At 42.3% G+C, this 10970-nt stretch carries 11 protein-coding genes; all 11 read right to left on the minus strand.

Going from position 1 to position 10970, the window contains the following annotated elements; all coding sequences use genetic code 11:
* Positions 1 to 63: 63 nt before the first annotated feature.
* A complete protein-coding gene (locus DWW33_RS09685) occupies positions 64 to 588 on the minus strand; it encodes a hypothetical protein (protein ID WP_006060469.1) in 525 nt (174 codons plus the stop codon).
* A gap of 92 nt (positions 589 to 680) precedes the next feature.
* A complete protein-coding gene (locus DWW33_RS09690; protein ID WP_117922573.1) occupies positions 681 to 2876 on the minus strand; it encodes a VirD4-like conjugal transfer protein, CD1115 family in 2196 nt (731 codons plus the stop codon).
* Positions 2877 to 2882: 6 nt separating this feature from the next.
* Positions 2883 to 4001: a PcfB family protein gene (locus DWW33_RS09695; RefSeq protein ID WP_117947325.1), complete on the minus strand. Its 1119-nt coding sequence runs from the start codon at positions 3999 to 4001 to the stop codon at positions 2883 to 2885.
* The gene (locus DWW33_RS09700) at positions 4001 to 4405 is read right to left on the minus strand and encodes a hypothetical protein (RefSeq protein ID WP_006858865.1); all 405 of its coding nucleotides are present in this window, start codon (positions 4403 to 4405) and stop codon (positions 4001 to 4003) included. Before DWW33_RS09700 ends, DWW33_RS09695 begins: the two co-directional genes overlap by 1 nt.
* A gap of 9 nt (positions 4406 to 4414) precedes the next feature.
* Positions 4415 to 5599, minus strand: a complete 1185-nt coding sequence (locus DWW33_RS09705) for a hypothetical protein (protein WP_117947324.1) — start codon at positions 5597 to 5599, stop codon at positions 4415 to 4417.
* A 29-nt stretch (positions 5600 to 5628) separates the two neighbouring features.
* The gene (locus tag DWW33_RS09710) at positions 5629 to 7047 is read right to left on the minus strand and encodes a relaxase/mobilization nuclease domain-containing protein (protein WP_117947334.1); all 1419 of its coding nucleotides are present in this window, start codon (positions 7045 to 7047) and stop codon (positions 5629 to 5631) included.
* Between the two features lie 10 nt (positions 7048 to 7057).
* On the minus strand, positions 7058 to 7390 hold the full coding sequence (locus DWW33_RS09715; protein WP_055262787.1) for a plasmid mobilization protein: 333 nt from the start codon (positions 7388 to 7390) through the stop codon (positions 7058 to 7060).
* 4 nt (positions 7391 to 7394) lie between these two features.
* Entirely contained in the window at positions 7395 to 7916 is a 522-nt protein-coding gene (locus DWW33_RS09720; protein ID WP_117947323.1) for a multidrug transporter, read from the minus strand.
* Between the two features lie 393 nt (positions 7917 to 8309).
* On the minus strand, positions 8310 to 9287 hold the full coding sequence (locus DWW33_RS09730; RefSeq protein WP_117947322.1) for a DUF3991 and TOPRIM domain-containing protein: 978 nt from the start codon (positions 9285 to 9287) through the stop codon (positions 8310 to 8312).
* A 4-nt stretch (positions 9288 to 9291) separates the two neighbouring features.
* Complete coding sequence (locus tag DWW33_RS09735; protein ID WP_117947321.1) at positions 9292 to 9831, minus strand: JAB domain-containing protein; 540 nt, start codon at positions 9829 to 9831, stop codon at positions 9292 to 9294.
* Positions 9832 to 9940: 109 nt separating this feature from the next.
* Entirely contained in the window at positions 9941 to 10936 is a 996-nt protein-coding gene (locus tag DWW33_RS09740; protein WP_117947320.1) for a DUF5688 family protein, read from the minus strand.
* Positions 10937 to 10970 lie beyond the last annotated feature (34 nt).

The raw sequence follows: 10970 nt of genomic DNA on the forward strand, positions 1-10970 counted from the left end.
AAAGAAAGCTGCGCCACAGCCTTGGCAGGCCATCGCGCAGCGATTTTGTTCAACTTGAAGTTGTCAAAGAGAATTGTTCCAGTATTCCACAGTATTGCCATTCACATCATAGAATGTAATGGTTCCCGCATTTATAGGCAAAACAATCGCAAAAGGTTTATTGCTGTCAATGTCAAGCACTTGAATTGTGTTGCCGTCATCTATTTCAAGCTGTGTTACCTGTTGCTGATTCATAGAAATAAATGCTCGCTCATTATATCCTTCTACAGTGTACTCGGCAATTCCTCTTTGAACCCCCGAAAGTTTTCCACCCCCACGGAAAAAGTATCCAAAGGAAAGACCAGGGCGGTTGACATAGACGGAAAAAGAATGGTCACTCAAATCCTGAGGGTAAGAAATATATGCAGCCATCGTGCTGGAAACGCTTCCATCGACCGTCCAATCATCCTTAATCTTCTGCGACGAACGAATATCTGTCTCCAGCTTAGATGAAGTCACGCCGATCTCATTGTTCGTATAAAGAAAACAAACAAATAAAATACAAACAAGAACAACCCCTATCACAATTTTAAGAAATATTTTTTTCACGCTATCAAAACTCCTTGTCAACTACCGATTTGTAAGTTTCTTTAATCTCACATAGACACAGTATACCACAACTTCTGTGCCTATGCGATAACTTACTGCTTCTTTCGATAAGAACTCATCTTCTCCACCGTTACCTCTGGATAGAAATAAGTCAGTATCGTTGCTCTAGGAATTCCTGCCGCAAGTGCCATCTTTAGCTCCTCTTTCTGCTCAGGTGTATATGACCAATGAAGCATTCGGTTTGTAATAGTATCTTCCCACTTAGGCTTTTCCCTTTCAGGATTCCTTACAGGCTTACCACCAGCGTTTCCACTAGAACCACTGGCAGTTGCTGTACTATCTGCTTTCTGTGATTCATCGACATACTCAAGCTCATTTGCCTGTTCCCTGTCTATCTTTGCTTTCTGCTCTGCTTCATCCTGCATGGAGAATCTTCTGCTTAATTCCGCATCGCCAAGCATCATAAACTGCTCATAGGTTAGAGAATCTATATACACATTCTCGCCCTTATCCTTCAGTTTTTCATAATACTTAACTGCCTTGTCTGAAAGAATCTCAAATGGCGGACCGATAAGATTATTTGCTCCTCTTATCTCGTGAACATAAGGCTCTCCCTTGCCATCTGCTGTCTGGTTAAACATCGGATGATTAAATGGAATAAACTTGTTGTCCATGATAGGATCAAATCCACGGATAAAAATAATACATTTCTTATTATCCAGCTTTCTTACCTCATCGGGTGTAAACAGTTCCCTGCCTAAAACATCATAATTTCTTGACGAGCTTCCCTGCCTCCCCTTTGTCTCTCCGCTTGATTTTTTATCAATCGTGCCTTTTCCAAGCAGTTCCGAGACATACTTGTGCGTACTCTGCTCATTGCCTCCAAGATAGATGAAAGTATCGCAGTTGCCTGGAATGGTTTCCCAAGTATCCTTGAAAAGTGCCTTTAACTGGGCAAAGTTCTGTATGATGATAATACTGGAAATTTCCCTGCTTCGCATTGTAGAAAGCAGCGAACAAAAATCATCTGGCAATGCAACATTCGCAAATTCATCTAACATAAATGTCACATGAATCGGGAGTCTGCCACCGCAGTTAAAATCCGCCTGATAGTACAATTCCTGGAATATCTGAGTATAGAGCATTCCGATAATAAAATTATAGGACTTGTCACTATCGGGAATTACACAAAAGAGTGCTGTCTTCGTCTCTCCATCACCATTGACTCCAATACCTATATCAGATAGATTCAGCTCATCCTTAGAAAGAAGTCGTAAAACCTGCTTATTCTCAAGAAATGCAAGTCTTGAGTTTGCACTGATAATAATGGAACGTACTGTATCTCCTGCACCTCTCATACACTTGTTGTACTGTTTTACTGCCGGATGATTAGCTCCAAGTGGAGAACTCTCCTCTAAGAACTTCATTCGCACATCCAGTTTCGATGCCTTTCCCTGCTCTGTCACTTCTGCTTCTCCAAGAAGCTTCAGTACTGTCTCAAAGTTTCTCTTTGCCGGCTGTACTTCAAGCCATACATAATAAAAGATTGACTGTAAAAATAATCCTTCTGCTTTCTCCCAGAATGGATCACTTGGAGTGGAACCCTTTGGTGTGGTATTACTGATAAGATTGGTAATCAGCTTTACCACGTCCGTTTCCTCTCTGATATAGGAAAACGGATTGTAACAGTCTGACTTATCCATCTCAAGCAGATTGATGACCTTCACATTGTATCCGTTATTCTTTAACATCTGCCCGCAGCTTCTAAGAATCTCACCTTTTGGATCAGTACAGATAAATGAACAGTTATGTGGCATCTGCATCAGATTCGGCTTTACCTCATAAAATGTCTTACCGGCACCGGAACCACCGCAGATAAGAATATTTCCATTGAGCTTCAGCCTTCTGAAATCAAGTGACATCTTCACATTCTGGCTTAGTATTCGATTGAAATTCTCGTCCTTATCCGCCAGTATCTTATTAACCTGCTTTGGATTTTCAAATCTCGCTGTACCAAACTCCTTGCCGGGCATATAGTTTCTCTGGCTGGTGTAATACATAACAATAGCCATCGCATAGATTCCTAATGCAATGGCTACCGCTTTTATAGTATTCGTATTGTAATAGTTTGCAAAGGGAGCAGCACATACTTCATTGAATCTGTTCATAAATTCATTAAATGCCACTCCCTCCGACCACGCACCATTTATCAGATAACCAAGGTACCCCGCTAATACTGCACCCACAAGAATGAATATCAGTGATGGTTTTTTCTTTGTTGTCTGCATATAAAACTACCTCGCTTTCTTGGTAGTGACTGTTTTCTGCTGCGTGGTCTTTTTCTGCTGTTTCTGGACTTTCTCATAACGCTCCCTGACAGATGCCTCCACCTTATCATAATGCGTATAAAGCTCTGTTCCCTTCTGTGTTGTTACAACACGATTCTGGCTGTCATACAGCTTATAATCCTTATTGGAATCGAGAAACGTGAGCATAGTCTTTCCATTATGGATGTCCATAATGTTTTCTTTACGAAGCCATACATATCTTGCTTCGTCTCCCCATGTTCCGGGGATTCTTGTCTTAACTGCATGGTCATTCTCCTCAATAATGAGTTTCTTACTGATTGTAACATCCGAAAGATTGGCATTCTTTGATGCGGCTACTGCCCTCATTCTCTCTGCAAGGTCCTGATATCCTCTGACACGGTTGATAAATGCATCCTTATCCATCATGACTGCATGCGTACCATCTTCCTTCTTACTGCCAAGCACACCGATTGTCTCAAGCTGTTTGATAACACTTTCAGCCTGCTCACCATTGATACTGAAATTCTCCTTGACCTGATCCACACTGATAGCTTTCTTTTCCATTGCAAACATTCCGACCTTTTCGATCAGTCCGTCAATGGCGGTATTAACCCTATCCCCTTCTATCGTGTGGCTTTTCTCGTTTCCCTGCTGTTTCTTCAAAAAATCCATCAGCTTGCCAAGGGATTTTTCATCTCCATTCTTCAGATAATCGTCAAATGTGGCAATCTTACCAAACTTGAGCTTCTGTATCATCATATTCACACGGGGAACTGCCTCTGTATGAAAGATTACCTCACTCAGTCCATCTTTCCTGTTACAGTCTGGAAGTACCGAATACAGGATTCCATACTTCTTTGCCATCTTTTCAACCTTTTTCATATCTTCGGTATTAAACTGCAACACCTGTAAATCGCCACCTTTTAAGATCAGCTTTCTCATGGATGTCTTGCCAAGTGACTTTTCATAATCAAGCATCCCTTTTAAGAAATCTATTGCCTTCTGCATGGCAGCAATGCCGCCGCTTCCTACCTTCATGGCAATCTCAATGCCATCATAAGCTACACGGATGATCTGCACCGCTTCCTGAATCTCTTCTGCCATTATCGCACCTCCACTTTCTCTCTGACTGTTGTTTTAAGCGTTTCTGTCTCTGTAGTACGGATTTCCTCGGCTGATACATCAATACCATAAGCAGTCAAAATATCTGCCAGATGATTGATTGCTTTCTCCTCCTCGATACGATACATTTCAAGTGCCACAAGCAGGTTTTCCACCTGTTCCACCCATGCAGGCTTCATATCATATTTAGACCTGTATGTGACCATAATCTCGTCCGACTCAGCCTTATCCGCTGAATGTGCCAAAGCTTCAATAAGAGAAATCGTGTCTTCCTTGCTGCCACTTCTGAATGCGAACTGGACAACAAAGTTTTTCTCTTCCTCTGTAAACTGATGCTCCACACCATTCATTTCTGTTACTGCTTCATTTACTACTGCTAAATTCATAAGTTCCTCCTAATCTGCCATGCTGTTTTCAAGCACAGCAATCTCAATGATCTCCTTCATCTTTTCCGCTGAAATGTTGTTGTTTATAAGCTCTACAAGCTGTGACTCAGTAAGTCCCTTTTCTATTGCACTCTTAATCTGCACAAGCTGCGCCGGAACAAGGTCTCCCGATGCAACCAGCTTTACAATATCTGCCCTTGACTTTTTCTTAAATGACAGTCTTGCAAAAAGACTTGCCACTCCGCTGTTGCTGCTCTTTCTCACACTTCGCTCAATCGGAAGTCTCTGCACCACATTTCCAGTACCATCAACTACCGGAATCTGATAATAGACCGGAATCCCGTTTGCCACAGCCTGCATATTCTGAGGAACTGCAACTGTATCAACCATCTTTTTATCTGCCTGTGATACGGACTGGCTTTCCTGCGGCTCTGCCTTACTTTCTGCCTCTTTCTTATTCTCTGTGGCAACACTTATGATCTTATCTTCCAATGACTCTATTCTGTCTCCCATACGCTTCATCTCCTTATCCTTTTTCTCAATATCATCCCTGAGTCTTGCAATCGTACTGCTTGCCTTATTCAGTTCATTCTGCTGACTGTTGATAAGAGCATCCTTATCCTGGTTCTCCTTGACCAGACGCTCCCTGACTTCCTCATCATCTTTGGAAGTTTCTATTTCAGAAAGCTTCTTATTCAGGGCATCATACCTTTCATTCTGATGATTGATCTTTGCAACCACTTCATCCATCTGAGCTACAAGACTTTTCACATACTCTAAATCCTGTGGCATCTGCTCTTTGGCTTTATTAAGCTTATCTAATACCACATCAAACATCCTGCGCATGTTTACTGCCGTATCATCTTTTTGGACTACCTCTCTGATTGCATCAATCGGCACACCTTTTTCATAGTAATCCAATGCTGTCTGCATCTTAGGTGCTGCCATCCTGCTATCTTTCAGCAGCGTTAACAACTCTTCTGATACACCCTTATGCAGACATTTTGATAACACCTTCATCTGCTCAATGTCATAACTTTTGTTAAGATACAGATCGATTTCATCATCAGTCAGTCCATATTCATAATCGCTTTTGACAAGAGCAATAACCTCACTGTCCATATGCTTATTACGAAGAATCTGTATCTTTCTCTCAATCGCCATTTCACTTAATGGCTCTCTTTTTTCTTCCATATATGCCTCCTAACCACTAAAAAAACAGCCTAACGTACCGGCTGTTCTTTTCTGTCTCTTATCGTTTCTTTGTCATACTGCTTCTCTTCTGCCGAAGCTGATACCGTAAGTTCCTTCCATATTGATCTTCCAAGATTAAGTTCCTTTGATACCGCCCGTTCTGCCTTACAGTCCTGTGCATACTTGCTCTCATATTTTTTTCTAAGACTCTCGACCTCTTCCACACTGTATCCCTGTGCCAGAAGCTCAGTGTTAAGCCTTTCCCATGCATTGTGCTCATCTTCAAAGAAGGTATCCCCACTCTGATAACACGATTCCGCATCATCAAGCCCCCGGATCTGTTCAGCCTTGTCAAAAATATCTTTGAATCTTTCCTTAGCCTTATAGGTCTTACTCTTTTCCTTTGATGCTTCTTTTTTCTTATCCATCAGATTATCAAGTACCGATACAAGTTCTTCCGCACTCTCAATCTTATGCCTTACCAGAAATAGATACTGCTCCTGCAGCTTATGCATCTTTCGGATATCATCCTTATACTTCCATCCCTGACTATATGGCTTCTTTTTCAGCTTTCCAATCCGGTAAAGCTTTGCATAATATCTTTTCTGCAAGCCTGACATCTTCGCCCTGCGGTATCTTTTGACATAGCACTTTACTATCGCTGCCTGTTTTTCCTCATTCTGTGACTGGTAAAAAGATAAATCTTCCTTAGCAATACGCTCCACAATAGCTTCCTGTGAATAATTCTCGCCAAGAGTCTTACATCTTCTGAATCTTGTCATCCCCTGTGGTCTGACTGCCAGATACTTTCCCTGCTTGACCTCATATCCTTTTTCCGACAGCAGTTCCAGAAATCCTCTCAAATCATTTGCCTGTAAAATGCAGGCATCCAAATCTCTTTTTATCATATCTGCCCACACAAAGCTGCCTTCACGATATTCGCTCCAATCCTTATAATTCTCGTGCTGTTTCTCTTTGCTGCCATCCTCCACATCTATAATGGAAAGACCATACTCCTGACACAGCTTATTGGTAATCGGCTGGATATACTTTGCCCAGTCACCTTTCTCGTAGCGATACTTTTTCCCATCCACAAAGCTTACACTGTTAAATACAATGTGTGAATGAACATGGTCTGTATTATCATGAACCACAAATACCGCTTCATAGGCATCGCCAAGATATTCTGCTACAAACTTCTGTGTTATCTCAAAAGCCCTGTCCGGTTCCACCTCATCCTCTTTGAAGGAAAGAATGATGTGATACCCCTGTCGCTTGTCTGTTTTTCCAAACTGCTTCTTTGTATCAATCATCTGTTCAAAAGCCATATCTGCCTGACAGTTAACAGCTCCCACAAGTCTTCCTCTCTGAGTTTTCTCAGGATTCATCACATAATCCAGTGCCCGTTTCAAATGCCTTGCATGAAAAGAATTCCCGCTGTCCTTCATGTGAAGTATCTTACTGATTGCCAATCTTTACCACCGCCTCGCTGACAGACTGATTCAGCTTTTTCATATATGCCACAAGCTGTTCCTTATCTTTCTTGGAATACAGCTGTGCATTGCTGTTAAATACAATCTGATTGATGTTAATGCCGATTCGGTTTATCTCATTGATAAGCTCTTTAAGAAGTTTCCTTACTTCCGGATAATCATTTGGTTTCTGACTGATTAGAAGCCTGATATATTCGGCTTCATTCATTCCATTTGCCTTTGCCTTATCAGAAAGTACCTTCGCTTCCTGTGGCATAAGTCTTAGTGTTTTCCTTATACAATGAACTTTATCCGCCATAGAATCACCTTCCTCTCTTACCCGTACTGTATTCTCTTACTCCTTCTGCTACTGTTACAGCAGCTTTTTCCAGTTCTTTATTACCCAGCTGGGCAATAACCCTGTCTGCAAGCTCTGTAGCAACTTCTATAAGTTCCTTACCATAACAGGTTTTATCAAACAATCTGTCCAGTCTCTTTTCATCTGCTTTCAGACTTTCATACTTGCTCTGATACTCGTTATAGTCGTTAAAATCCTTTGGATCACTCCTGTGTGCTTCCGCATCAAGTATCAGTTCATAGTTCCATTCACAGACAATATCTATAACATCATCTATCGGGTATGGTTCAATTTCACCATTCTCCTCAGCTACATCCTGCCTGTACATCTTCCCATCTGAATCTATGCCAATGGCATAATCATGTCCTTCCATATAGTTAAGCAGAATTGCAGCATCTTCTATCGAAGGGTTTAGTAAGATATCAAATGTGTCTGCCCAGGCAATAAGTTCCTCTGGTTCTGCGATTATTGTAAGTTCTTTATCCATTGCTTTCCTGCACCTCCCTTATCCGTGTTTTGTATATCTCTTCCACCCACACGCCTGTCTGAATCTCTTAGGTTTACGGCTAGATACGCATTAGAGACATCTCTGTCCTAATGCCATCTAGTTAGGGAGAAAATCTCCCTAAAACCCTCTGTTTATGGAAGTGGGGGCGCTTTTTGCCCCCACTTTGCTACTTTGGGGGCGCTTTCTGCCCCCACTTTGTTATTTTGGGGGCGCTTTCTGCCCCCACTTTTATACTGACTTTCATCCGGATTTTGTCGTGTCCGAATTGCGGGGGCGCTTTTCGCCCCCACTTTGACATTTTGGGGGCGCTTTCTGCCCCCACTTTGCTGTTTTGGGGGCGCTTTCTGCCCCCACACATCAAAATCCGGTTTCTCATGCCCTGACTGGTTCATCTGCTCTCTGATTCATCTGGTTCAGATTAAGCTTTGCAGCCACAAGCCACTCGTTGTAATCCTTATATCCGGCTGGAGGCGGACAGTCTTCTACCTCATATCCAAGCTCATAATACTTTCTCATAAGTTCAGCTGCTGCTTTTCTCCCCGGCTCATCTCCATCAAGGCAGAACCGGATGGAAGTTATCTGCGGATGTTCCCGAAGAAATGTTTCAAGTGGTGCATCTGCAAGCATCCCAAGTGCCAGCTTATTTGATTCATAATCCGTGAAGATATCCACATAACTCATAAGGTCGATTGCAGCCTCAAATACTACAAGCTCTGTACTGTTAACATTTACCACATTAAATCCATAGTTCTTATCATTGCCTGTGACATCACACTTGAATGGCTTGCCCTGCTTATCAAACACTCCACGCATACTTGCAAATCTTGTCACTCCATTTTTATCATTTCCTTTGAAAACAACATTGTGGTAATGCCTGCTCTCATAAATCAGTCCATCTTTTAAAAACAGATCTATGACAGTCCTGCTGATTTCTCTCTCCTGATTCAGATATGAAATAAGATAGGAATTATCTCCCGCCGGTTCCGGTAGGACAAATGGCTTTCTCTCCTCTGCCTGCTTCTGCGATACCTGATGAACAAGTGGCTGCTTTACAGGATTCTCGATCCTTCTATATCCTGCAAAATCTAAAAGCCAGAACACAGCCTCTTTTACACTCATTCCACAAAACACCCGCAAGAAATCTACCTGTGAGCCGCCATTGTTGCCTTTGTCAAATTGCCTTGACCATCTGTACCAATGGCTTCTGTTATAGATACGGATGGAATCCATCTCCTTTAAAGTGTGGTATTTGCCAATCCTCTTTACTGTATACCCAAGGCTTTCAGCAACTGCACACAGGTCAACACTCTTTGCTATGGCAAGCTCTTCATCCGTAAATCTTCCATCCATGCTTTCACCTTGCCTTTCCCTGCTCTGCTACAAGCGGTGACTTGATATCAAGTGTCCGGTAATCTGTGCTCAGGGTAATCTTAGGATTATCAATCATGCCTTTTTCCCTGAAACTGAAAAATTCACGATTGTCTCCACCGACTATGATATGGTCAATGAGCGGTATTCCCATCAGTTCACACAGCTTGTTCATGCGGTCTGTCATCATCGTGTCTGCCTTGCTTGGGAATACATTTCCGGATGGATGACAATGGATTAACATCATGCTTGCGGCATTGCTTAAGATACTTGATTTAAACAGTTCTCTCGGATGTGCCATTGCCTCATTTAAAGAGCCAACACTTGCAAAATGCACATTGATAGGTTTTAAATCTGACCTTAGATTGACCACACACACTACTTCCCTGTCAAACTGGCACATACAGTCTCCCATGACAGCAGCTATATCCGCCGGATTATTAAAGGTGTGCTCCAAATAAATCGGAGCATCCTTTACAAGTCTTACCGAAACCACATCAAGCTTGAAGTCATTCTTCTTTGGCATCAGACACCGCCTCCTCTCCAGACTCGACACGGATAACAAAGTCACCTTTCTGGCTGTTTATGAGAGCAATGAGTTCTTCCATTGTAAGTTCCTGCTCCATAGCTGCCTCCTATCTGGACTTTTCCTTCGCGTCATATACAAGGGGAGGTTCTGCAACGATACCATCAAGTCTCTTGTTTGGTGTATCAGTTGCAAGGGTGAGTTTTCTTAAATCCTTATCATAGTGATATACCTGATTGGAAAGTCTCTCGTCCAAAGACACCTCCTGCATATTTACCTCGACTACCATCTGTGCAAGCATCTCAGGGCTTCCCATATCTGAAGATACTGCAATAACCTCATGCACGCTCGAAGGGAGAATATAAAGGTCACTCTCTAAACTCTCTGCCAGCTCATGAAGCTCATTCTCATAAAGCATGGACGCTGCACCATTGATACCCTTTTCATTGGAAATCACCCACATCGTCTGCTCCGGTGGAATCTCAGCTATCATCATCTCTGCGATCTCCTGTGGCATCCCATCCCTTGCGAACATTTCTCTCATAATGTCATTCATGCTACGAACGACAGGTGGGAAGAGTCTTCTTGTGTTTTCCGCTGCACACTTAAAGAGCTGTTCCTCGCTCATTCCAAGTCTTTTCGCAAATTCATTTGTAATTTTTGAACTCTGCACCGCATCCTTATCGGCACTGATTATTACCTTATACACAATAGAAAGATCCTGAAACTCCCTGTGAGGCACCTGTTCCAAAAATGTTTTATTCTGCTCTGTATTGATGAGCTGGAATACAATCTTCTCGTTAGCATCCTTCATAATGCTGTCCACATCAACAACCGGAGCCTGCTCATATGCCCTTTCCATAAAGTCACATGCAGCCATAAGTGTTTCCTCAAGATCCCCACAGTCCTGATACTTCTTATACATGTCATTGATATAAATCGTAGGCGAAATGTTCCTGCCTTCTTCTCTTAAGATGATGCCATCAAGAGTCACATTCACCTTTTCCACGGGTTCTGCCACAAGCTCCATTCCTTTGAACTTCTCAGGCATATAATCCATAAACTTTTCTTTTACTACTTCCTTAAAAATCTCGTAATTCATCATATTACGGTTCCTCCTTAATCTAAAAAAGCGGGGA

It is taken from the genome of Roseburia sp. AF15-21, from assembly GCF_003479505.1.
Lineage (GTDB): Bacteria > Bacillota > Clostridia > Lachnospirales > Lachnospiraceae > Roseburia_C > Roseburia_C amylophila.